Here is a 23,497-nt window from a genome sequence, read left to right as displayed (position 1 = left end):
TCATCTATAACTACAACGTCTCTTAACCCAGCAAAGGTTGGAAATCGCCATGAGCCAGGTGTATTCGGTAGCGGTCGTCGTCGGCAGCTTGCGCAAGGATTCGTACAACCGCAAGGTGGCCCGTGCCCTTTCAGAGCTGGCACCGTCCAGTCTTGCCTTGAAAATCGTCGAAATCGGCGATCTGCCACTGTACAACGAGGATGTCGAGGCTGCGGATGTGCCCGAGCCGTGGAGGCGCTTTCGCGACGAGATCCGGCGCAGCGACGCGGTGCTGTTCGTCACCCCGGAGTACAACCGCTCTGTACCGGGCTGCCTGAAAAATGCCATCGACGTGGGCTCACGTCCCTATGGGCAAAGCGCCTGGGGTGGCAAACCTACGGCGGTGGTGAGCGTCTCGCCCGGTGCCATTGGCGGGTTTGGGGCCAACCATGCCGTGCGCCAGTCGCTGGTGTTTCTCGACATGCCGTGCATGCAGATGCCCGAAGCTTATATCGGTGGGGCGGCCAGCCTTTTCGAGGACAGTGGCAAGCTCAATGACAAGACCCGGCCGTTTCTGCAGGGTTTCATCGACAAGTTTGCCTCTTGGGTGAAGCTGAACCGGGCGGTTTGAGCCGGCCTTGTCGTCGGTAAGCCGGCCCCACAGCTACCCCACCGTTCGTGAAAACGGCGGGGTAGCTGTGGAAGCCGGCTTGCCGGCGAAAGCTGCAACACAGATCGGTCAGAACGCCTGCGGCATCTCTCCCTTGGCCAACCGCCGGTTGATATCGGCGACCACCTCGGGCAGTTCATTGATGGTGTCGATCAGGTAGTGCGGGCGTGACCCTGCGAACAGCGCATGAATGCGCTTGCGCTCACTCTCCAGCTTCTCAGCGCTCAACGCCTGGTACCCCTCCCAGGTCAGCCCGAGCGCGTTGCCCGAGCACACCAGAGCCACGGTCCACATGCCGGCACGGCGGCCTTCGAGGATGCCCGGCACGGTGTCGTCGACCTTGACGCAGGCCGCCACGTCGTCGATGCCCAGGGCGATCACGTTGGCCAGTGCCTGTGCCGGCCACGGGCGGCCGTTCGGGGTTTCGTCGGTGGCCACCACATGATCGGCGACATAGCCGTTCTGGGCCGCCAGCTCCACCACCTTGTCCATCACCACTTTCGGGTAGCCCGAGCATGAGCCGATTTTCAGGCCGTCCCGGCGCAAGCCGGTGAGGGTGTCCAGAGCACCGGGAATCAGCGCCGAATGCACGGCGATCTTCTCGATCTGCAGCGGCATGAAGCGGTTATAGATGGCAGTGACGTCCTCGTCGGTCGGCGTGCGGCCGAACACGTTGCGATAGCGTTCGGCAATTTCCGGCACGTCACATAGGGTGCGAATATGGTCCCACTTGCCCATGCCCATCGGGCCGCGGGCTTCTTCGATGGAAACCTGGACGTCGAACTCGGCGAAGGCTTCGACGAAGATCTGGGTCGGGGCGAAAGAGCCGAAGTCGACCACGGTGCCGGCCCAGTCGAGGATGGCGGCTTGCAGCTGGGTGGGGTTGCTGTAGTTCATGTGCGCTATTTCCTGAAATCGGATGGGCAGAGGGTCAGATGTCCAGTACTTCCATTTCCCGCAGCACGTCGGCCACGGCATTCACAGCGGCTTGCATGCCGTCCGGCCCGACCACGCCGATGCAGCCGACGCGGAAGGTCTCGACCTGGGTCAACTTGCCGGGGTAGAGGATGAAGCCCTTGGCCTTGACCCGTTCGTAGAAGTCCTTGAACTGGTAACGGGCGTTATTCGGGGCGTGGAAGGTGACGATGATCGGCGCCTGGATGTCGGCTGGCAGGAAGCTGCGCAGGCCGATGGCGGCCATGCCGTCGAGCAGGGTCTTGCAGTTGTCGGCGTAGCGCTGGTGGCGCGCCGGCAGGCCACCTTCTTCGGCGTACTGCTGCAGCGCCTCGTGCAGGGCAGCAACCACATGGGTGGGCGGGGTGAAGCGCCATTGGCCGGTTTTGGCCATGTAGGCGTGCTGGTCGTGCAGGTCCATGGCCAGCGAGTGGGCATTGCCCTCGGCGGCGGCCAGTGCGGTTTTCTCGGCGAAAACGAAGCCCATCCCGGGGACGCCTTCCAGGCATTTGCCGGACGCGGCGATCAGTGCCTCGAAGGGGATTTCGCGGGCGTCGATCGGCAGGGCGCCGAACGAGCTCATGGCATCGATGATCAGGCGCTTGCCGTGGCGCTTGATCACCTGAGCGATCTCGTGCAGCGGGTTGAGGATGCCGGTGCTGGTTTCGCAGTGGATCAGCGCCACGTGGGTCACGCTGGGGTCCGCCGCCAGCAGGCGGTCGACGTCGGCAGCGGTGGTCGGCTGGTCCTCGGCGGTTTCGAAGGTGCTGAAGTTGCGCCCCAGCACTTTGCAGATTTTCGCCAGGCGCTGGCCGTAAGCGCCGTTGATCAGCACCAGTACCTTGCCATCGCGCGGTACCAGAGTGCCGATGGCGGCCTCCACGGCGAAGGTGCCGCTGCCTTGCAGGGGTACGCAGTGGTGGCTGGCGCTGCCGTCGACGATCCCCAGCAGTTGCTCGCAGACGCTGGCGGTCAGTTGGTTGAAATCACGGTCCCAGGAGCCCCAGTCCATTAGCATGGCTTGTCGGGTGCGCAGGGAGGTGGTCAGTGGGCCGGGGGTCAGCAGGATCGGGGCGTTGCTCATTGCGTGGTTCCTCACAAGCTGCAGGTGGTCAGCCGAAAAAGCTGGCGCTGAAACTACGGGGGCTAGGTTGCAATTGACCAAGCTATCAATCAAATTGTTTGTTGTTATGCCAGCCATAAGTCAGGCCGATAAATATGAACCTGTTCCAGCTTCGCGCTTTCGACGCCGTCGCCCGTGAGGGCAGTTTCACCCGTGCCGCTGCGCGCTTGTTCATCAGCCAGCCGGCGGTGACTGGGCACGTCAAGGCGCTGGAAGAGCACTACCAGATCACCCTGTTACGGCGCACGGCGCGGCGGGTCGAGCTGACCGAGGAGGGTACCCGCCTGGCTGCCATCACCCGGGCGATGTTCGGCCTGGCCGAAGAGGCGCAGGCGATGCTCGAGGCCAATCGCCAACTGCTCACTGGCCGCCTGGAGGTGGCCGCAGATGGGCCGCACCGGGTCATGCCGATGCTGGCGCTATTGCGTGAACGCTACCCGGGCATCACCGTCAACCTGCGCCTGGGCAATGCTCAGGAGACCTTGGCCGCCTTGTTGTCAGAGCATGCCGACGTGGCCGTATTGACCGAAATCGAACCGCGCAAGGGCCTTTACTTGCAAAACCTCTGCGAGTCGCATTTATGCGCACTGCTGCCGGCAGGCCATGCCTGGGCCAGCGGGCAGGGTGACTTGCCACTGGCTGCTTTGCATGAGCAGATCATGGTGCTGCGCGAACCCAGTTCGACCACCCGGCGTACCTTCGACAAGGCGTGTGACCAGGCGTCGGTCAGGCCCAGGGTGTTGCTGGAGCTGGACAGCCGTGAGGCAGTCACCGAGGCAGTGGCGTCGGAGCTTGGGATTGGTGTCGTTTCCTCGACCGAGGTGGCCAATGACCCACGTGTGGTGGCGCGGCCGCTGGCCGGGCACGGTTTGCGCAACCAGCACCTGGTGGGGTGCCTGGAGCGGCGCCGCGAGCTGCGGCTGATCCAGGCGTTCCTGGCCCTGGCTGCCAGCCTGTAATCCAAGGCTGGTGTTTTTTCCATGCGGGCCTAACATGGGCGGCACGCAACAGCCAGGAGGGCCGATGAGCGAGAAAGACACCATCTCCATGCAACTGGTGCGCGAAGCCCTGTTGCAGACCTGCCCGGCGGGTGAGCCGGATGCCGGCCTGCTGGCGCAGGCCGGCATCGACATCGGTCAACTCGACCAGGCTGATGCGCGCGTCAGCGCCGAGGCCTACTCCCGGCTCTGGCGCTTGCTGGCGCAACGCTGCAACGATGAATTCTTCGCCATGGACCCGCGTGGGCTGCGTACCGGAAGCCTGGCATTCCTGTGCCGGGCGAGCATGGCCCAGCCCACCCTGCAGGCTGGCGTGGAAACGGCGTTGGTGTTTCTTTCGCTGATGCTGCAGGACCTGCAACCGGTACTGGTGCGCCAGAAAAGCCTGGCCGAAATCGTCATCGTTGAACCCAATGCTCAGCCTCGGCGTGCGTTCACCTATTTCACCTTCTGGATGATCGTCCACGGCGTCGCCTGCTGGTTGGCAGGGCGGCGTATTCCGATCCTTGCGATTGACTTGCGGTGCGCCGAGCCGCCTTTCTGTGATGACTACCGGGTGATGTTCTCGGAAAACCTGCAGTTCGAACGCCCCTTGACCCGCATGATCATTGCCGGGGACTGCCTTGACATGCCGATGCGCCGCAGCGAGGACGAGCTTCAGCGTTTTTTGGCAGAGGCACCTGGCAACATCCTGGTGAAGTATCGCGACCCTAACAGCCTGGCCCGCCGTATCCGCCAGACGCTGAGCCAGCAAACCCCCAGCCAGTGGCCTGCCGCCGAGCAACTGGCGGCAACGTTGTGCATGTCGGCGTCAACCTTGCGGCGCCGTTTGAGCGAGGAGGGCCAAAACTACCAGGCGCTCAAAGACAGCATTCGCCGCGAGTTGGCGATTGCCTGGCTGGCGCAGCCGCAGCTTGGGCTTGGCGAAATCGCCGAGAGGCTGGGCTTTGCCGACAGCAGTTCGTTCTACAAGGCGTTTCGCAAATGGTTCGGGTGCAATCCGGGGCATTACCGCAGTGTCTTCCTGCAGGTGTAAACCGGCCCTGCACCAGCAATGCTCCGGCGGGCGCTTGGCGCATCGCGAAGGCTGAGAAGCCACGCGGCCAAAACGCTCATTCAGATTGACAGCTTTGGCCATTGCCCAGGTAGGCAGGCGGCGCGAACATCGTCAGACCGATGGTGCACTCCAACAATAAGAACCCAGGAGTCTGACGATGCGCGAGTATGGCGACGCCGTCCTTTCATTCAATCATGCCGAGGCCGCAATGGGCCTGCACGGCAGTCTTGCAGCCCTCAATGCCTGCGTCGAATGCTGTGACCGCCATGTGGCCCAAGGTGGTATCGCCCTGGTCTACGAGGACCGCGAGGGCAATGGCAGGCTCTACACATTCGGGCAGATGCAAGCCATGGCGTCCCGCTTTGCCAATGTCCTGAGGGCCCAAGGCGTGCAGGCCGGTGACCGGGTAGCAGGGCTGATGCCACGCACCCCCGAGTTGCTGGTGACCATCCTCGCCACCTGGCGCCTGGGCGCTGTTTACCAGCCGTTGTTCACTGCCTTTGGCCCCAAAGCTATCGAGCACCGCCTGGAGCAGTCGCATGCCAAGGTGGTGGTCACCGACCGTGGCAACCGCGCCAAGCTGGACGATCTGGCCGTGTGCCCCGTGCCGATCATCGTCGGCGCTGAGGAGGGTGAACTGGACTTCCAGCGCCTGCTCGATGCCGCCCCTGCCGATTGCGAGCCAGTCATGCGCTCGGGCGACGATCCCTTCCTGCTGATGTTCACCTCGGGCACCACTGGCCCTGCCAAACCCCTGGAAGTGCCGCTACGCGCGATCGTCGCGTTCCAGGGCTACATGCGCGATGCCATTGGCCTGCAGCCACAAGACAACTTTTGGAACCTGGCCGACCCAGGGTGGGCCTATGGCCTTTACTACGCGGTCACCGGGCCGTTGTCGCTGGGCCACGCCACCACCTTCTACGATGGCCCGTTCAGTGTCGAAAGCTGCGCGCGGGTGATCGACAAGCTGGGCATCACCAACCTGGCAGGTTCGCCCACCGCATATCGCTTGCTGATCGCCGCTGGCAAGGCGTTCTCAACGCCGGTCCAGGGCCGCCTGCGGGTCGTCAGCAGTGCCGGTGAACCGCTCAACCCCGAGGTGATCCGCTGGTTCGCCGATGAGTTGGGCGTGACCATCCATGACCACTACGGGCAGACCGAGCTGGGCATGGTGCTGTGCAACCACCACGGCCTTGAGCATCCCGTGCGGGCAGGGTCTGCCGGCTTCGCCATCCCAGGTCACCGCATCGTGGTGCTGGACGAGCAGGGCGCCGAATTGCCCGCCGGGCAGCCTGGCATTCTGGCAGTGGATCGGGAGCAGTCGCCGCTTTGCTGGTTCGGTGGCTATCACGGCCTGCCCACCAAGGCCTTCGTCGGCAAGTATTACCTGAGCGGCGATACCGTCGAGTTGAACACCGACGGCAGCATCAGCTTCGTCGGCCGCAGCGACGACGTGATCACCACCTCTGGCTACCGCGTCGGGCCGTTCGATGTGGAGAGCGCACTGATCGAGCACCCGGCGGTGATCGAAGCCGCAGTGATCGGCAAACCGGACCCGGAGCGCACCGAACTGATCAAGGCCTTTGTGGTGCTGGCCAGCGGTGTGCACGGTAGTGTCGAGCTGGAAGAGACCCTGCGCCAGCACGTTCGCCAGCGGTTGTATGCCCACGCCTATCCCAGGGAAATCGAATTCGTCAGCGAGCTGCCCAAGACCCCGAGCGGCAAGCTGCAACGCTTCATCCTGCGCAATCAGGAAGTTGCCAAACAACAAGCGCAACAGGCCACCCCTGCCCGCGCCTGAAAGGAACCCGATCATGCACATCGCCAACAAACACTTTATCGTCAGCGGCGCAGCTTCCGGGCTGGGGGCTGCCACCGCGCAGATGCTGGTCGAGGCCGGCGCCAAGGTCATGCTGGTTGACCTCAATGCCCAGGCCGTCGAGGCCAAGGCCCGCGAGCTGGGTGACAACGCCCGCTTTGCGGTCGCCGACATCAGCGACGAGCAAGCGGCCCAGGCCGCCGTCGATGCCGCTGTAACGGCTTTTGGCAGCCTGCACGGGCTGGTCAATTGTGCGGGCATCGTCGGTGCCGAAAAAGTGCTGGGCAAACAAGGGCCACACGGCCTGGCCAGTTTCGCCAAGGTCATCAACGTCAATCTGGTCGGTAGCTTCAACCTGCTGCGCCTGGCCGCTGCTGCCATGGCCGAAGGCGTTGCCGACGAAAGCGGCGAGCGCGGGGTGATCATCAATACCGCCTCGATCGCCGCCTATGACGGTCAGATAGGCCAGGCTGCCTACGCCGCCTCCAAGGGCGCCATCGCCAGCCTGACATTGCCGGTTGCCCGCGAGCTGGCGCGTTACGGCATTCGTGTGATGACCATCGCCCCGGGTATTTTCGAAACCCCGATGATGGCCGGCATGACCCAGGAAGTGCGCGACTCCCTGGCCGCCGGGGTGCCGTTCCCGCCGCGCCTGGGGCGGCCAGGCGAATACGCGGCGCTGGCCCGCCACATCATCGAGAACAGCATGCTCAACGGCGAGGTGATCCGCCTCGACGGTGCACTGCGCATGGCTGCCAAGTAAGGAGAAACCCTAATGACCCTCGCCAATGATCCGATTGTCATCGTCAGCGCCGTGCGCACGCCCATGGGCGGCCTGCAAGGCGACCTGAAAAGCCTTACCGCGCCGCAATTGGGCGCTGCTGCGATTCGCGCTGCAGTCGAGCGTGCCGGGCTGGATGCCGCCAGTGTCGAGCAGGTGCTGTTCGGCTGTGTGTTGCCGGCAGGCCTGGGCCAGGCCCCCGCGCGCCAGGCTGCGCTGGGCGCCGGCCTGGGCAAGCACACCACGTGCACGACCCTCAACAAGATGTGCGGCTCTGGCATGCAGGCCGCGATCATGGCGCATGACCTGCTGCTGGCCGGTACCGCCGATGTGGTCGTGGCGGGCGGGATGGAGAGCATGTCCAACGCGCCCTACCTGCTGGACAAAGCCCGTGGCGGCTACCGCATGGGCCACGGCAGGATCATCGACCACATGTTCATGGACGGCTTGGAAGATGCCTACGACAAGGGCCGCCTGATGGGCACCTTTGCCGAGGATTGCGCCCAGGCCGGCGGGTTCAGCCGCCAAGCCCAGGACCAGTTCGCCATCGCCTCGTTGACCCGCGCCCAAGAGGCGATCAGCAAAGGCCGCTTCAGCGCCGAGATCGTTCCGGTACAGGTCAGCGAAGGCAAGGAACAGCGCCTGGTCAAGGACGACGAGCAGCCTCCCAAGGCGCGCCTGGACAAGATCCCGCAACTCAAGCCGGCGTTCCGAGAGGGCGGCACCGTCACTGCCGCCAACGCCAGTTCGATCTCCGACGGCGCTGCGGCACTGGTGCTCATGCGCCGCTCCCAGGCGCAGCAACGCGGCCTGACGCCCTTGGCTGTGATCCATGGGCACGCTGCCTTCGCCGACGCGCCGGCACTGTTCCCCACGGCGCCTATCGGCGCTATCGACAAACTGATGAAGCGCACTGGCTGGAATCTGGCCGAGGTCGACCTGTTCGAGATCAACGAAGCCTTTGCCGTGGTCACCTTGGCCGCCATGAAGCAACTCGACCTGCCTCACGAGAAGGTCAACATTCATGGCGGTGCCTGCGCCCTGGGGCACCCGATCGGCGCGTCGGGCGCGCGGATCCTGGTAACCCTGCTGTCGGCCCTTCGCCAGAACAACCTACGCCGCGGCGTTGCGGCCATCTGCATCGGCGGTGGCGAGGCCACGGCCATGGCTGTCGAATGTCTGTATTGAGGTGAACCATGCTGGTAACTGACGAGCAACAACAGATCGTCGATGCGGTCCGGGCTTTTGCCCAGGAACGCCTCAAGCCTTTTGCCGAACAATGGGACAAGGAACACCGCTTCCCCTGGGAAGCGATCCAGGAGATGGCCGAACTCGGCCTGTTCGGCATGCTGGTACCCGAGCAGTATGGTGGCAGTGACACCGGCTACGTGGCCTATGCCATGGCCCTGGAAGAAATCGCTGCTGGCGATGGCGCCTGCTCGACCATCATGAGTGTGCACAATTCGGTAGGGTGCGTGCCCATCCTCAAGTTCGGCAGCGAGCTGCAAAAGCAGCAGTACCTTGCACCGCTGGCCAGCGGGTCGATGATCGGTGCCTTCGCCCTCACCGAGCCCCAGGCCGGTTCCGATGCCAGCAGCCTGAAAACCCGTGCGCGGCTGGATGGCGACCACTATGTGCTCAACGGCAGCAAACAGTTCATTACCTCCGGGCAGAACGCCGGTGTGGTGATCGTTTTCGCTGTCACCGACCCAGAGGCAGGCAAGCGTGGTATCAGCGCCTTCATCGTGCCCACCGACTTGCCGGGTTACCAGGTGGCGCGGGTCGAAGACAAGCTCGGCCAGCACGCATCCGACACCTGCCAGATCGTTTTCGACAATGTGCGCGTTCCAGTTGCCAATCGTCTGGGCGAGGAGGGGCAGGGTTACAAGATCGCCCTGGCCAACCTTGAGGGCGGGCGTATCGGCATTGCCTCGCAGTCGGTGGGCATGGCCCGTGCTGCGTTCGAAGTGGCCCGTGATTACGCCAAGGAACGTTGCAGTTTCGGTAAACCCTTGATCGAGCACCAGGCGGTAGCCTTCCGCTTGGCGGACATGGCCACCAGAATCGCCGTGGCACGGCAGATGGTGCTGCACGCCGCAGCACTGCGCGATGCCGGGCGCCCTGCGCTGGTGGAAGCGTCGATGGCCAAGCTGTTCGCCTCGGAAATGGCCGAAAAGGTCTGTTCGGATGCCTTGCAGACATTAGGCGGTTATGGCTATCTGAGTGACTTCCCGCTGGAGCGGATCTACCGCGACGTGCGGGTTTGCCAGATCTACGAAGGCACCAGCGACATTCAGCGCATGGTCATTGCGCGCAATCTTTGAAGGAGCAGTCTGCATGGCATTCGAAACCATCCTGTTGGATATCCACGGCAAGGTCGGCCTGATTACCCTTAATCGGCCCCAGGCGCTCAATGCGCTCAACGCGCAGATCGTCAGTGAGATCAACCAGGCCCTGGACCAGCTCGAGCGTGACCCGAATATCGGCTGCGTGGTGCTGACCGGTTCTGCCAAAGCCTTTGCCGCCGGTGCCGATATCAAGGAAATGGCCGAGCTCAAATACCCGCAGATCTACGTCGATGACCTGTTCAGTGATGCCGATCGTATTGCCAATCGCCGCAAGCCGATCATCGCTGCGGTATCGGGTTTTGCGTTGGGCGGTGGTTGTGAGCTGGCGATGATGTGCGACTTCATTCTGGCGGCCGACAACGCAAAGTTCGGGCAGCCGGAAATCAATCTGGGCGTACTGCCGGGCATGGGTGGTACCCAGCGCCTTACCCGGGCCGTAGGCAAGGCCAAGGCCATGGAGCTGTGCCTGACGGGGCGGCTGATGGGGGCTGAGGAGGCGGAGCGTGCAGGCTTGGTTGCGCGCGTGGTGCCACAGGCCGAACTGGTCGAGGAGGCATTGAAGGTGGCTGCCACCATTGCTGGCAAGTCGATCCCGGTGAGCATGATGGTCAAGGAAAGCGTCAACCGGGCCTTTGAAGTCACTCTCAGTGAAGGCGTGCGCTTCGAACGTCGGGTGTTTCATGCGGCGTTTGCAACTCAAGACCAGAAGGAAGGTATGTCTGCCTTCATTGCCAAGCGTGATGCGCAGTTCAAGGACTGCTGACCAGTGCCGGCAGGTGCAGCGAAACTGCCCCTGCCGGAGATCACGGCTAATGGTTGAAGAAGTACTGCTTGGCCGCAGCCAGGTCGATCGGGCTGCGGTACACCTCGACCGCAGGCCCGGACGCGTCCTTTATGAGGCGGCCCTGTGCATAGCGCTGTTCTGCCGCTTTCAGATGCCCGGCGGTGTAGGCGGTTCGCTCCGCATCAATGTCCGGATAATGGAAATGTGCGAACCAGAGGTCAGTGCCATCATGGCTGATGGCGTATTCTTGCAGGTAATCAGCAGGCCGCCCTGCAACCTTTGCCAGTTGCCGCCTAGGTCCAGTGCTACGGATTAGTACCTGATGATGTTCGAGCAAAAAGCTTAGCTCACCCATCCGTGGCTTTTGCAAAAGCGCTACACGTGTTCGCTGCTCGACCGCCTGCTTCGTCAGCGTAGCCGACACGTCTTCGATGTCTTTTATGATCAGTGCGGCATCTTCACCGTGAGTGCTTTCGTCAGTCTGGTTGTCGCGGGTCAAGCGCAGCTCGATCGCCGCGCGTTGACGGTCAAGTTCATCGCGATGCTGCAGTAGTATCTCCTCGATCTCCACTGGCAGGCAGGTGTCGGCCCTGATGCCTTGCATGACGGCCAGGCTCTTTCTGGCGCTGGCCAGGCGCTTGTTGCTTTCCTTGAACAGTGTTTTGAGCTTCCTGGGGGGCTGAGGCCCCGGCCTGTGCTGCTCTGCAGGAGTAGGCAGCCATTGCTCATTCTCTCGCTTGTAACTGCGTACAACCGCGCCGTCATCGCTGCCAGGAATATCGATGATGGTGTTGTCGTCGGTACGCGGTTGGCCCAGCAGCAACCCATCATCGCGGGTTTCGATAAGGCCGGGCAAATGCTGGCTGAGCTGCCTTACGGAGCTACTTTGGGGCAGCTCGGGGTATTCTGCGAGCTCGCTGACCGTGTTTGTGGTCAACTCCCTGATATCACTACGTAAAGTAATCAAGGCCGGGGGGATCGCAGGCTCGTCGAACTGACTTTGCAGGTTCAGCCCCTGGCGTTTGGCACTTTGCAGATGCTGTACGATATTTTCCAGCAAGCGACGCTTGGCTTCGTCACTGGCGTTGATCCGTTTGTTCAACTGCAACTGCTGGCCGATGGCCAACTCCAGGTTGCCCCATGTACGGTTGAGCCAGTATTGGCCCGCATCGTCCAGTGGCTCCAGCGCCAAGCGGTTGATACAGTTTTCGATGCGCATCAGGCGCCAGTGCAAGGGCGACGATCTGCCTTGCGGGGTTTGCTTCAACTGCTGCAGTTTTTCCACCATCTTCATTGCACTGGGTAGCGAAGGGCTGGCCAGCTGCCGTAGCTGTTCCAGGGTCAGATTGAACGCGGTGGCGTTGTCGAACAGGCTATCGATCAGTGGTGCCAAGTTACCCAGCCGCGTTGCAAGAATGGCCTGGTCCTGCGGTGTCTCCTTGCTTTTGTGCTCGATCATGTCCAACAGATGAGCTCGCTCGGGGTTGTATAGGCGCATTAGCACATCACTGACTTGCAGTTGGCAATTGAGGTGATGATAGAGCGTGCCGGCGCGCTTGGACTTGTAGTCGGCCACAGGCGCCAGTTCATTCAGTTGCTCAAAGCGCTGAATATGTTCATTTACCAACGTTTCAAAGGCCTGCAATTTGGCGAGGCAGTTTTGTAGCACCCTCCGTTCATCTGAACGCTTTGCCAGATCGCGCAATTTGTCCAGATAAGGCAATTGGTCTGCGATGCTCTTAGAGTCGTTCGCCACGCGTTCGATCATCTCCTGAGTCTTCTGTTTACGCGCTTCCCGAAGCTGGGCGATCCGCTTGGAAGGCGGCATGCCGCCACGCAGACGCAGGCGCAGGTCCAGTTGCCAGCGCCCCGCCTCGTCGCGTCTTAGCAATGGTCCTGGTTTCTCATCCTTCTCGCCGCCAACAATACGCAACTGGTCAAGCGTCGTGTCCAACTGAACCTTGAACACCGCGGCCTCGATCTGCACCAGGAGGTGACCGCCATGCACGTACAAGCCACGCATCGGTCCACTCGGAGTCGGCGAGCCGAGCGCCGTTGGTGATACATCTGAACGCAGGGCGGCAAGCGCTCGGGCCTGGTTGTTGTCAAGCCTGAGCGTGGGCTGAGCCCAACTGAAGTCGAGTTGTGCCGGAGTCGGGCGGGTAAGCACCACAGGAGCCGATACTGATACATCAGGTTGGCCAGGCGCATGAAGTGCGTCCAGCGGGTGATCCAGTTCCTGCCGCTTCATGGTATGGGTGAAGATCAGAAAAGCAACATTGACCAACAGTTGGATCCAGTCGCCCGTGTGGTTATCTGCCCCGGCTTGATCACTGGCAACAAACAGGCGAGCGAATGCAGTTTCCATCTGAGCCAGCCAGGCTGCTTCGGCCAGCGGCCCTTCGACAAACGGTAATACGGTGTTGAGCAGCAACCAGCCCAGTTCCTCCCAGCGCTGCCAGCGGGATTGCGCGCTGCTTGCCGATTGCGCCTTGAAGTTGCTCAGGGTCTCCAGCACGCAGGCCTGGTAAATGACACGCGCAGGATTGGCTATGGCGGCTTCGCGCGACAAGGTAACGGGTGCTGGCTTGCCCCACGGTACCGCCCAGTCATCGTCCAGAGGGTGGAACAGGTGTGGTTCCCTGAAGCCACCGTGGGCATAGATGCGCTGGTCCAGCTCAGGCAGGCGATGAAGCACATCATCCTGCAGCTCGCCGGCCTCCCCGATAGCCACCAGTAATGCGGTGCGGTCGGCGTATTCCACTACTGGCTCGCTGTGCAGGGGGCGGTACAGCAGGCAACGTGTGCATTTCAGGGAGTCATCCTCGATGAGCCAGGTGTTGAGCGGATGATCGGCGGCCGCGTCCATCGTTCGCAGCAGACCCAAGGGCCGCAATACCCACGTGCTGTGCTCGTTGGGCAGGGGCGCGAAGACCTGCTCCGTTGCCAGCACTGCCGTCGGCGTGGGCCGACCATGCTCAAGGTAACTGCTCATGATCTTTGTTGGCAGTTGTGTGCTCAGCTGTTTTGCGAACAGTCTTTCGCGGCTGGCGCGCGTCTTCACGTCATCGAGCAGCAGCGCGCGTAACCGCGCAGGGTAGGTGGCACCAATGTCCGCCTCGGTTATCAGGGCGCGCAGTGCCAGCGTGTCGAGCCAGCCAGGTATGGCTTGACCGTCTGTGGTTTCCAATGTGACTTCGCCAGGTCGGAGCAGCCCTAGATTGGCGATGGCCAGCTGTGCCAGGGTAAAGCTGACAGGTTTGATGGCCCCACCGTTGGATATTTCGCCAGGAAGCGGGATCCCGGTCGAGGTAACCTGATGATTGATCACGCGCACAGCTGCTGGAACCAAGGTGGACTCCGGGTGATCACGGCGGATCAGTTCGGCCAGGCGCTCGCAGGCAAACGCCTGTGCGTTTGGCACGCCGCTCAACCAAGTCCTGCCCTCGGCCTGGAAGGTGTTACGAGCGACATCCCTAAGCATCGAGCTATAAACGATCAAGGCCAGGGGCGCTGCATTCTGTATCCAGCGTGGCAACTGGTTGGCTAGCGCTTCCTGGCGGGCCTGGTCTTTGATGCTGCATATATGCGCCATGGAGGTGAGGCGATCCAGGGCGTCGGCAAGCTGCTGCGCGCTGCTTTGGTCATTGAAGGCAGAGGCGGCCAGGTCCATGCCTTCCAGTTGTTGCTGCAGCAGGTTTGCGGCTTGGGCGTGGAACAACTGCCCCTCGGGAGTGCCCAGGTGCACGGTTGGCGGCGACTTGGCCAAGACTGTTGGCCAGTGCCGAGCGATGCCCTCCAGCAACTGTGCGCGCGAAGAAAACGACAGTAGCCGCCCCACTGGGGTAAACAACAGGGTAAAGGGCTGTTGGCCAGGTGCCTCGGCACGTTCGATCAGCAGAGCGCTGGCGAGGAAGGGGTCTTGCTGCCAGTCGGCGGAAAAGTTGCATGCCAGTGTCTTGATGGAAATGCCTTGGCTGCTGGAAAGGGTGAGCAGGTCGGCAGGCCCGGCCGCTCCTTTGGACAAGGACTTGAGTGCTGGTTCTGCAGCGACCAGCCGGTCCTCGGCGCTGGCTTGTTCGGCGGCACTGCGCAGCAGCCCCTGCAGGTGCCGGGCGAGCCACAACCAAGGGGTTTCCCCTTGGTTGTCTGCGTCGCACCAGTAGTCAATGATCGCGCTGCGGTAGGTATCCAGTAGGATGGGCCCGCAGTCGTTCAAGAGCTTTTCGAGCGCATGTAGGTCAACCGGAACGGGGTGAGACGGGTCGACCATATGGTTGCGACAGAGTACGTCCTGCTTTGCAGTCAGGTTGAGTGTTTCGCGCCGGCAATAGCGCTCTACCAGCACCTGGTACAAAGGGCGTATGTAGGCTGTATCCTCCACCTGCCCGAAACTGGCCAATTGCAGGGACAATGGGTCGAGGCGGGTATCCAGGCCATAGTCATGCCAGTGCTCGACCAACAGTCGTGCAGCCACTTCGAACAGAGTGGGGCGGCTTGCGAACCTGTCGGCAACGGCGCAAGGCAATGTGGGGCTGCGTGGGAGTCTGATAGAGGGCGTCATGGCTGGGATCTTTGTGTGAGAAGGGCGCCATGAAACCGTCTGAGGGATGGGTCGGGGCTATACAGATGTACTGCCAGCAGTACCGCGAATCGGCAAACCGCCCCCGTCAGGCGCAAACCACGTCATTTCGCTCAATTACCCCGTCATTGGTGTTGCCCCTTGCGACGAGGGGCCTTAGACTGCCGCCCCCTGCAAAAGAGTGCCGATTGGCGCTTGAAGAATTCTGGTGCCGATGCCCAGGTGTCGGCGACACACGAATCGCCCAAATGCACATTTTTTCATAGAGAAATCGATGACCAAGGAACAGTTGCTGGCCATGTCGGCCGATGACTACATGAACGCTGAACAACTGGCCTTCTTCACTGGCCTGTTGCAGGCGATGAAAGTAGAAACCCATGAACGCATCGAGCTGAGCCGTGCCACTATCGAAAGCCTGGATACCCCGTCGGATCCTGCCGACGTGGCCTCGGTCGAAGAAGAACGTCACTGGCTGGTAAATGCCATCGAGCGTGACCAGCGCCTGCTACCGCAGTTGGAAATGGCCTTGGGCCGTATCGCTGACGAAAGCTTCGGCTGGTGTGACGACAGTGGTGAGCCGATCGGCCTGCAGCGCCTGCTGATCAGCCCGACCACCAAGTACTGCATCGAAGCCCAGGAGCGCCACGAGCAGCTCGATCGCCACCAGCGCCAGATCTGACCGAGCGTTGTGTGCCAGGCCCCACGGAGCGATCCTTGGGGCTTTTTGCGCTTGCTACCTTGTACCGGCCACTTTGTTGCTGCTGGCGCAATACTGCTGTACCAATGTTGGCTTTCTCCGGCGTGTTGGCGGGCGTATCATGGCTCTATCGTTAGGTTGCTAAGTAAATTCCGGAGGGAATGATGAATAGCCGAGTCGATGTGGCCGTGATGATTGGCTCAGGTGTGCCCGCTACCCTGCAGGCGCTGGGCCGCCGAGTATGTTGGGTGGTGCTGGTGAATGGCGAGCGTCGCGGCACTGCGTATGCAACACGTGGTGAGGCGCTGGAGTGTCAGGCGGCCTGGCTTAAACAGCTGGAGAAAGGCCGCGCTGCCTGACTGTGGTTCAGTTTTCGAGGCTACGGGCCAGTTCGCAGGCTTCATGGTGACGACGTCGAAACCCCTTTACTCTGCCGGTAGCGCTTTCAGTGACGTGGAAGAACTCGATGCCGGCAGGTATGACGACGTAACGCGGTATGGAGCGAGAATAAATGCGCTTTGCCTCTCGACGTGTTTCTGTGTTTTCGTGCATATTTCTTTCCCAGTAATGCGCTGATGGATTGCAGAGCCCGTTCTGCCGAAGGGCCTGGCGTTATCTATCGCATCTTTTCTGACGGAATAGTTGTAGGGCATTACGCTTCCCGGTTGGGGAATGTGCCTAAACCCGCCATTTGGGCAAAGTCTGGCAAGCAGGAGTAAAGTTTCCTCCATGCTGTATAGCCAGAAGGCACAGACGTTATGCACATCGCTTCATTACTCTTTTCGCCTATCGAAATGAAAGGGCCGTGCCTCACCGGTGGTGAGTGGGGGCGGATGTTACCGGTTTGAGGATTACTTCATTGGCAGTCAGTACTCTGGATACCCACGCTTTGTTCGCCCTTGGCGATTTGCGCGGTAAGTTGGCCAAGCTGTTTCAGGGCCGCTTCGTTTATGTCACCGAGCAGAACCCTGAAGGCCTCTATATGGCCGAAATCGACACCGAGAGTGCGTTGGTGGTCGATGACAAGCAGCGTTTGGAATTGAAGGTGGGTGACCACTTTCGTGCTGCCGTATTGCCCAGTCGTGAAGGCGGCAAGTTGGAAATGCGCTTTCGTGAGATCAAACTGAACGTCTACGGCGTGGGGGACTATGCCTTTGTCTCGGTGCCGGAGGGTGAAGGTATCGTGTTCCGTGAAGGCCAAGGCGTAATGCTGGTGTTCGCGGCTCAACAGCAAGTCCAAGAGGGCCTTGGCAAGCTGCTCAAGGCCGTGACCGGTAAGGTCGCAAAATGGCGCAAGGGCGAGTTGACCACGTTCAAGGCGAGTGAATGAACGAGGGGCAGGAGGCGGATGGCAGCCGTGCCGCGTTCCATCGACAACATAAGGCCATGGCCGTGGCTCAGGCAGAACGTTTGCTGGCGCGGCGCGATGAGATGCAGGCCGCCTGGTTGACTTGGGTGGCGGCCCAGCTCTATCAATCAGGCCCGCCTCCCTACGTCGCCATGGTGCGCCGGGAGTTGCAGCGGATCACCCAGGAATGAGCGTGCCGCACATCAATTGCCCCCCGCTTGGCCGCTACTGACTTCTTCGGGTACTGCTTCCCCGGACATGCGTTTGCGAAACAGTGCCGCCCTGGCCAATAGTAGCGTAGTGACCGGTAATGTGATCGACAGTAGAACTGGGATCAACCAAGCGTGCAGTACAGGGCCTTGCTTGAGCCATGAGAAGTAGATGATCGAAGCCAAGGCAACGCACCAGGCCCCGATGGTCGAGGCCAGTGCTGGTGGGTGCATGCGCTGGAAATAATCCTTGAGGCGCAGCAGGCCAATGGCCCCGATCAACGCGAACAGGCTGCCGAGCAGCAGCAGGGCAGCGGTAACTAGCTCGAGCCAGAGCGGTAGTTCAAGAACTTCGGTCATTCTATTACCTCACCACGCAGCAAGAACTTGGCCAGGGCAAACGAGCCGACAAAGCCGAAAAGCGCAATCAGCAGAGCACCTTCAAAGTAGGTATCGCTGGCATAGCGGATTCCCAATACCAGCATCATGAGCATGGCCAGGATGTACAGGTAGTCCAGTGCCAGTACCCGGTCCTGGGCGGAGGGGCCGCGAAACAACCGGATCAGCGTCAGGCCCATGGCCAAGGCGAAGATGAACAAGCTGGCGAGCACTGCATAGGCTAGCAGGCCTGTCATTGGAAAATCTCCATCAGCGGTCGTTCATAGGTGTGTTTGAAGTGCTCGATAAAAGCGTTCTCATCCTTGAGGTCGAACACGTGCAGCAACAGGACGCTGCGGTCCAGGGCCAGTTCTGACCAGACGGTACCGGGCACTACGGTAGTGATCATCGATAGTGCCGCCAGGCCGTGGGCGTCGCGCAGGTCCAGCGGGATATGGACAAAGGCAGAGCGAGGCGGATGTTGCCCGGCGCGCAGCACGCGCAGGGCTACTTGCAGGTTGGACTGGATGACATCGATACCCACCCGGCCAATCAGGCTCGCTATCACCAGCGGCCTGCGCACATGGGCGTGCTGGGGGCGCAACGGTGCCATCAGCAGTGGCGCCAGAAAGCCAAGCGCGGCTGCGAGCAGCAGATTACCCGGGCTGACCGAGAGGTTCAGCAGCAACCACAGTATGAACAGTGCTACAGACAACAGCGGTGCGGGGAAAAGTCGGCTCATGGCTGCACCTGTGCGTCGAGCGTGGTCGGGCCAGGGATAGGCTGTACAGCCATTACGGCCCTGATGTAGGTGTCAGGGGTCTGCAGGCTGGCTGCAGTGTCCTGGGTGTAACGTAGCAGCGGCTCGGCTCTGAAGCTGAGCATGATGCACAGGCCCAGCAAAATGACGATCGGCAGGCATTCGTAGTGTCGCAGCGCGGGGGAGGGCCGCTCTTCAGGCTTCCAGAAGCGCTGGATGCCCACGCGGCCGAAAGCGATCAACGAGGCCATGCCGGACAGGATGAGCAGGGCTACCAGCGCCCAGCCGGCTGCTGACAGTGGTTGCTCGGCCGGCACGCCCAACCCCAGTGGGTTGAACAGCGCGCTGATCAAGCTGAGTTTGCCGACGAAGCCGGAGAGCGGTGGCATGCCGATGATCAGCAACGCACAGGCAATGAAGCTCAGGCCCAGGAACGCCATGGTCCAGGGAATGATCTGGCCTATGACTGCCTTCTGCTCATCGTCGAGGTTTATGCCTTTAGGTGGGTGCAACGACTCGAGTGGCGAGGGCATGCTGCCTTCTTCGTCCTCCAGTGGTGGCTCATTGGCCGAGCGAGAGCGCTCCACCAGCTCGGCGAGCAGGAACAATGCACACAGTGCCAGGGTTGAATTGACCAGATAGAACAACGCTGCTCCGGTCAGGGCTGGCTGAGCAAAGCCGATCGCGCCAAGCAGGGTGCCTGCCGAAACCAGTATGCTCAGTGCTGCCATGCGCTCCAGGCGTTGTGCGGCAAGTATCGACACGGCTGCGATGGCAAGCGTGACCAAGCCCCCATAGATCAGCCATTGCCCGCCGAAATGCGCCGATGCACCGGCTTGACCCGAGAACAACAGGGACCAGAGCCGTAACACAGCGTACAGGCCAACCTTGGTCATGATGGCGAACAATGCGGCTACGGGTGCGCTGGCCGAGGCATAGGCCGGAACCAGCCAGAAATTCAGCGGCCAGATGCCGGCCTTTGCCAGGAAGGCTATGGCCAGGATTGCCGCGCCCGCGTGCAGCAAACCACGGTCGGCTTCGGGCACCAACGGTACTTTCAGCGCGAGGTCGGCCATGTTGAGGGTGCCGGTTACGCCGTAAAGCATCGCGGCGCCAATCAGAAACAGCGAAGAAGCGAACAGGTTGATGGCAATGTAGTGCAGGCCGGCCCGCACCCGCGCTCGCCCCGATCCGTGCAGCAGCAGGCCATAAGAGGCCGCTAGCAGCACTTCGAAAAAGACGAACAGGTTGAACAGATCGGCTGTCAGGAAGGCACCATACAGGCCCATCAGCTGGATCTGGAACAGTGCGTGGAAGCTGGCGCCGGCGCTGTCCCAGCGGGCGCGAGCGAACAGCAGGGCGCTGATGCCGATGACCCCGGTCAAAGTCAGCAGCAGCGCCGACAGGTGATCAACCACCAGCACGATGCCGAAAGGCGCGGGCCAGTTGCCCGGCAGGTACACACCGATCGATTCCGCCTGGCCCTGGACGCGCACCCACAGCAGCAGGCTGACGGCGATGACCAGGCCGCTGAAGGTGGACAGCAGGTTGAGGCGCGCCTTGAGCAGGCGGTGCTTCTCGCCCAGTATCAGCATCACTGCTGCGGTCAGCAACGGCAGCAGGATGGGGGCGATGATCAGTCGGCTCATCTCACTCATTCATCACGCTCCCGGCCATCCACGTGGTCGGTGCCGGTCAGGCCGCGAGATGCCAGCAGCACCACCAGAAACAGGGCGGTCATGGCAAAGCTGATGACGATGGCCGTCAGAACCAGCGCCTGGGGCAGTGGGTCGGTGTAGTGCAGCAGGTCCTGTGTCACGCCTTCCTTGATGATCGGCTCCTTGCCGATGAACAGGCTGCCCATACTGAAGATGAACAGGTTGACGCCATACGACAGCAGGCACAGGCCCATGATCACCTGATAGGTCCGTGGGCGCAGGATAAGCCACACGCCCGATGCTGCCAGTACGCCGATGGCGACTGCGATGACTTCTTCCATCAGGCGGCTCCTGCTTGGCTGGGTTTGGACGGATTACCCGGGCGGTAGGCTCGCACCGACTGGTGTGCCAGGGCTGTGAGGATCAGCAGGGTCGAGCCGACCACAACGGTGTACACGCCCACGTCGAAGAACAGCGCGCTGGCCACATGCACATCGCCCAGCACTGGCAGGTGCAGGTGGGCGGTATGCGTGGTCAGGAACGGGTAGCCCAGCAGCATGGCGCCGACCCCTGTCAGTGTTGCGCACAATAGCCCGGTGCCCATCCAGCGCAGTGGGCGCAGGCTCATCTGGGCTTCGACCCATTGGGTCCCTGCGACCATGTACTGGAGGATGAATGCCACCGACATCACCAGGCCAGCGACAAAGCCACCGCCAGGCTGGTTGTGGCCCCGCATGAACAGGTACATCGAGATCAGCAGGGCGATCGGCAGCAGCAGTCGTACCAGCACCGCAGGCACCATCATGAAGCCCAAAGCTGTGTCGGTGGCATGGCGCGGGTTGATCAGGTCGGTGACCACGTCGGGTGCAAGCTGGCGCTGCTGAGCTGGCAGTTGCATGCTCTCCTTGGGTGGGCGGAAGCGGCGCAGCAGGGCGAATACGGTCAGGGCGACGGCCACCAGCACGGTGATCTCGCCCAGGGTGTCGAAGCCGCGGAAGTCAACCAGCATCACGTTGACCACGTTGGTACCGCCACCTTGTGGCAAGGCTCGGCTCAGGTAGAACGAGGAAATGTCGTTCGGCGTTGGTCGTGTCAGCATGGCGTAGGACAGCAGCGCCATGCCGCCGCCGACCAGGATTGCCAGCAGCAGGTCGCGCACGCGCCGCATGCGGGCACGGTCGAGGCTGCCGGGCAGCGGTGAGACGCCCTCGATACGCCGCGGCAGCCAGCGCAGGCCGAGCAGGATCAGTACCGTCGTGACAACCTCGACGACCAGTTGGGTCAGCGCCAGGTCAGGTGCGGAGAACCATACGAAGGTGATGCAGGTCATGAGGCCGCAGACGCCAACCATGATCAAGGCGGCCAAACGGTGATACTTGGCTTGGTAGGCGGCGCCAATGGCGCAGGCGATAGCGATCAGCCAAAGGGCGACGAACACACCTGAGCCCGGGATTTTAGGGCGCTCGCCCCAACTCAGGCCGCTGTACAGCATTGGTGTGAGCCCCGCGAGGAAGGCGGCAAGCACCAGCATGAACAGTTGCGCCTGCAGGCGGCGAGTGGTCAGCAGCCCCTCGATGCGCCGTGCCAGTAACATCAGGTGCACCTGGCCGTGCTCGAACAGGCGCTTGCCATTGAAATGCTCAAGCAGGGGTGGATACGGGAAGCGCCCTCGGCGCAACTGGTTGCGCAGCAGCAGGTAGAGCACGATGCCGCCGCTCATGGCCACCAGGCTCATGATCAGCGGGGCATTCCAGCCGTGCCAGATGGCCAGGCTGTACTCCGGCAGAGTACCACCCACCACTGGAAGGGCTGCAGCGGCCAGTAACGGGCCGACCGACTGGGCAGGGAAAATACCCACCACCAGGCAGGTAAGCACCAGCAGTTCGACTGGCGCGCGCATCCAGCGTGGTGGTTCGTGAGGTGTGTGAGGCAGGTCTTGGGCGGCAGGGCCAAAGAACACGTCAACGGTGAAGCGCAAAGCGTAGGCAACGCTGAAAGTGCCGGCCAAGGTGGCTATTACCGGCAGCGCGGCCTCGACCCAAGCGGTGGAGCTGATGAACACGGTTTCGGCGAAGAACATTTCCTTGGACAGGAAACCGTTCATCAATGGCACGCCGGCCATCGAGGCGCTCGCCACCATCGCCAGGGTCGCGGTGTAGGGCACCAGACGGATCAGCCCGCTGAGGCGGCGGATGTCACGGGTGCCGCTTTCGTGGTCAATGATGCCGGCGGCCATGAACAGCGAGGCCTTGAAAGTGGCATGGTTGAGTATGTGAAACACGGCGGCCACTGCGGCGAGTGGGCTATTCAAACCCAATAGAAGCGTGATCAGGCCCAGGTGGCTGATGGTCGAGTAAGCCAGCAGGCCCTTGAGATCATTCTGGAACATCGCTGCGAAGGCCCCCAGCAGCAGGGTTATGGCCCCCGCGCCACCGACGATCCAGAACCACTCCTCGCTGCCCGAAAGCACCGGCCACAACCGGGCCAGTAAAAACACCCCGGCCTTCACCATGGTTGCCGAGTGCAGATAAGCTGAAACCGGGGTCGGTGCTGCCATGGCATGAGGTAGCCAGAACTGGAAGGGGAACTGCGCGCTCTTGCTCAATGCTCCGACCAGGATCAGGGGCAGCAGCACTGGATACAGCGCGTGCTGGCGAATGGTCTCGCCGGCAGCCAGCACTTTGTCCAGGTCATAGCTGCCCACTACATGGCCAAGCAACAGGGCGCCGACCAACAGGCACAGGCCGCCGGCGCCGGTAACCATCAACGCCATGTAGGCGCCGCGTCGGGCGTCGGCGCGGTGGTGCCAGTAGCCGATCAGCAGGAACGAGAACAGGCTGGTCAGCTCCCAGAAAAACACCAGCTGGATCAGGTTGCCCGAGATCACCAGGCCGAGCATGGCGCCCATGAACGCCAGAAAGAAGGCAAAGAAGCGTGGTACCGGGTCCTGTGGCGACATGTAGTAGCGCGCGTACAGCGACACCAGGGTGCCTATGCCCAGTACCAGCAGCGAGAACAGCCAGGCGAAGCCGTCCATGCGCAGGACCAGGTTCAGGCCCAGGCTGGGCAGCCAGAGAAACTCCTCGCGGATGACACCGCCGTGGGCAACCTGGGGGTACAGCAGTGCTACCTGGACGGTGCCGACCAGGGCCACGAGCCCAGCCAGGATGGACTCGGCGTTACGTGCGTTGTGCGGCAGCACAGCTGCCAGGCAACTGCCCAAGAACGGCAGAAGCAGTAGCACTATCAAGGACATAGCGTTCTATTCTGGAAAGGTTTGCCAAGGATCATACGTGCCGTGCAGTTGATCACCAACACGCAAGCTGTCGCAGAATCATACAAACAGGGTGTG

22 protein-coding genes are annotated in these 23,497 nt (G+C 61.8%); 12 read left to right on the top strand and 10 right to left on the bottom strand.

The features are described from left to right. Positions 1–49 precede the first annotated feature (49 nt). On the top strand, positions 50–610 hold the full coding sequence (locus NGJ21_RS00560; protein WP_251961681.1) for an NADPH-dependent FMN reductase: 561 nt from the start codon (positions 50–52) through the stop codon (positions 608–610). Positions 611–718: 108 nt separating this feature from the next. Here NGJ21_RS00560 and phnX read toward each other — a convergent pair whose 3' ends face one another. Further along, on the bottom strand, positions 719–1,546 hold the full coding sequence (gene phnX, locus NGJ21_RS00555; RefSeq protein WP_115274307.1) for a phosphonoacetaldehyde hydrolase: 828 nt from the start codon (positions 1,544–1,546) through the stop codon (positions 719–721). A gap of 34 nt (positions 1,547–1,580) precedes the next feature. Then, the gene (locus tag NGJ21_RS00550) at positions 1,581–2,687 is read right to left on the bottom strand and encodes a 2-aminoethylphosphonate--pyruvate transaminase (RefSeq protein WP_119687467.1); all 1,107 of its coding nucleotides are present in this window, start codon (positions 2,685–2,687) and stop codon (positions 1,581–1,583) included. A gap of 134 nt (positions 2,688–2,821) precedes the next feature. On the opposite strand from NGJ21_RS00550, the gene NGJ21_RS00545 reads away from it, so the two are divergent. The 7 genes from NGJ21_RS00545 (at position 2,822) to NGJ21_RS00515 (ending at position 10,492) form a co-directional block, all read left to right on the top strand. Further along, positions 2,822–3,685, top strand: a complete 864-nt coding sequence (locus NGJ21_RS00545; protein WP_115274309.1) for a LysR substrate-binding domain-containing protein — start codon at positions 2,822–2,824, stop codon at positions 3,683–3,685. Positions 3,686–3,749: 64 nt separating this feature from the next. Next, on the top strand, positions 3,750–4,760 hold the full coding sequence (locus tag NGJ21_RS00540; RefSeq protein WP_174142520.1) for an AraC family transcriptional regulator: 1,011 nt from the start codon (positions 3,750–3,752) through the stop codon (positions 4,758–4,760). Between the two features lie 178 nt (positions 4,761–4,938). Continuing rightward, positions 4,939–6,582 carry an AMP-binding protein gene (locus tag NGJ21_RS00535; protein WP_115274311.1) on the top strand — a complete coding sequence of 548 codons (1,644 nt, stop codon included), beginning with the start codon at positions 4,939–4,941 and terminating at the stop codon, positions 6,580–6,582. 13 nt (positions 6,583–6,595) lie between these two features. Beyond that, positions 6,596–7,363, top strand: coding sequence for an SDR family NAD(P)-dependent oxidoreductase (locus NGJ21_RS00530; protein ID WP_115274312.1), 768 nt, complete (start codon positions 6,596–6,598; stop codon positions 7,361–7,363). A gap of 12 nt (positions 7,364–7,375) precedes the next feature. Then, positions 7,376–8,569: an acetyl-CoA C-acyltransferase gene (locus NGJ21_RS00525; RefSeq protein ID WP_046785204.1), complete on the top strand. Its 1,194-nt coding sequence runs from the start codon at positions 7,376–7,378 to the stop codon at positions 8,567–8,569. An 8-nt stretch (positions 8,570–8,577) separates the two neighbouring features. After that, a complete protein-coding gene (locus NGJ21_RS00520) occupies positions 8,578–9,705 on the top strand; it encodes an acyl-CoA dehydrogenase (RefSeq protein ID WP_119687463.1) in 1,128 nt (375 codons plus the stop codon). A 13-nt stretch (positions 9,706–9,718) separates the two neighbouring features. Next, positions 9,719–10,492: an enoyl-CoA hydratase gene (locus tag NGJ21_RS00515; RefSeq protein ID WP_115274315.1), complete on the top strand. Its 774-nt coding sequence runs from the start codon at positions 9,719–9,721 to the stop codon at positions 10,490–10,492. 46 nt (positions 10,493–10,538) lie between these two features. Here NGJ21_RS00515 and NGJ21_RS00510 read toward each other — a convergent pair whose 3' ends face one another. Further along, positions 10,539–14,186 (bottom strand): dermonecrotic toxin domain-containing protein, encoded by a 3,648-nt coding sequence (locus tag NGJ21_RS00510; RefSeq protein WP_251961680.1) that lies wholly within the window; start codon positions 14,184–14,186, stop codon positions 10,539–10,541. Positions 14,187–15,369: 1,183 nt separating this feature from the next. Here NGJ21_RS00510 and NGJ21_RS00505 point away from each other — a divergent pair. Further along, positions 15,370–15,774: a TraR/DksA family transcriptional regulator gene (locus tag NGJ21_RS00505; protein ID WP_043213866.1), complete on the top strand. Its 405-nt coding sequence runs from the start codon at positions 15,370–15,372 to the stop codon at positions 15,772–15,774. Between the two features lie 182 nt (positions 15,775–15,956). Next, positions 15,957–16,151 (top strand): hypothetical protein, encoded by a 195-nt coding sequence (locus NGJ21_RS00500; protein WP_046785199.1) that lies wholly within the window; start codon positions 15,957–15,959, stop codon positions 16,149–16,151. 7 nt (positions 16,152–16,158) lie between these two features. Here the strand turns inward: NGJ21_RS00500 and NGJ21_RS25985 are convergent, their stop codons facing one another. Next, positions 16,159–16,344, bottom strand: a complete 186-nt coding sequence (locus tag NGJ21_RS25985; RefSeq protein ID WP_080952080.1) for a hypothetical protein — start codon at positions 16,342–16,344, stop codon at positions 16,159–16,161. A gap of 307 nt (positions 16,345–16,651) precedes the next feature. On the opposite strand from NGJ21_RS25985, the gene NGJ21_RS00495 reads away from it, so the two are divergent. Together NGJ21_RS00495 and NGJ21_RS00490 are read left to right on the top strand one after the other, a co-directional pair. Continuing rightward, on the top strand, positions 16,652–17,122 hold the full coding sequence (locus NGJ21_RS00495; protein ID WP_039602828.1) for a hypothetical protein: 471 nt from the start codon (positions 16,652–16,654) through the stop codon (positions 17,120–17,122). After that, positions 17,119–17,331 (top strand): hypothetical protein, encoded by a 213-nt coding sequence (locus NGJ21_RS00490; protein WP_115274318.1) that lies wholly within the window; start codon positions 17,119–17,121, stop codon positions 17,329–17,331. The genes NGJ21_RS00495 and NGJ21_RS00490 overlap by 4 nt, the downstream gene beginning before the upstream one ends. Before the next feature lie 12 nt (positions 17,332–17,343). On the opposite strand, the gene NGJ21_RS00485 is transcribed toward NGJ21_RS00490, so the two are convergent. From NGJ21_RS00485 to NGJ21_RS00460, 6 genes are read right to left on the bottom strand one after another with little or no spacing between them, the layout of a single operon-like run. Beyond that, positions 17,344–17,709, bottom strand: a complete 366-nt coding sequence (locus NGJ21_RS00485) for a Na+/H+ antiporter subunit G (RefSeq protein ID WP_046785197.1) — start codon at positions 17,707–17,709, stop codon at positions 17,344–17,346. Continuing rightward, complete coding sequence (locus NGJ21_RS00480) at positions 17,706–17,984, bottom strand: K+/H+ antiporter subunit F (protein WP_012315284.1); 279 nt, start codon at positions 17,982–17,984, stop codon at positions 17,706–17,708. The genes NGJ21_RS00485 and NGJ21_RS00480 overlap by 4 nt, the downstream gene beginning before the upstream one ends. Beyond that, positions 17,981–18,469 carry a Na+/H+ antiporter subunit E gene (locus tag NGJ21_RS00475; protein WP_046785196.1) on the bottom strand — a complete coding sequence of 163 codons (489 nt, stop codon included), beginning with the start codon at positions 18,467–18,469 and terminating at the stop codon, positions 17,981–17,983. The genes NGJ21_RS00480 and NGJ21_RS00475 overlap by 4 nt, the downstream gene beginning before the upstream one ends. Continuing rightward, on the bottom strand, positions 18,466–20,145 hold the full coding sequence (locus tag NGJ21_RS00470) for a monovalent cation/H+ antiporter subunit D (protein ID WP_115274319.1): 1,680 nt from the start codon (positions 20,143–20,145) through the stop codon (positions 18,466–18,468). Before NGJ21_RS00470 ends, NGJ21_RS00475 begins: the two co-directional genes overlap by 4 nt. Next, positions 20,142–20,486, bottom strand: a complete 345-nt coding sequence (locus NGJ21_RS00465) for a Na+/H+ antiporter subunit C (RefSeq protein ID WP_012315281.1) — start codon at positions 20,484–20,486, stop codon at positions 20,142–20,144. Before NGJ21_RS00465 ends, NGJ21_RS00470 begins: the two co-directional genes overlap by 4 nt. Next, entirely contained in the window at positions 20,486–23,401 is a 2,916-nt protein-coding gene (locus tag NGJ21_RS00460) for a monovalent cation/H+ antiporter subunit A (protein WP_115274320.1), read from the bottom strand. Before NGJ21_RS00460 ends, NGJ21_RS00465 begins: the two co-directional genes overlap by 1 nt. Positions 23,402–23,497: the final 96 nt, after the last annotated feature.

Source organism: Pseudomonas sp. Marseille-Q5299 (genome assembly GCF_943737035.1).
In the GTDB taxonomy this organism is placed as follows: Bacteria; Pseudomonadota; Gammaproteobacteria; order Pseudomonadales; family Pseudomonadaceae; genus Aquipseudomonas; species Aquipseudomonas putida_E.
Note: the sequence above shows the minus strand (reverse complement) of the source record. Positions and strands in the feature narration are given on the sequence as shown.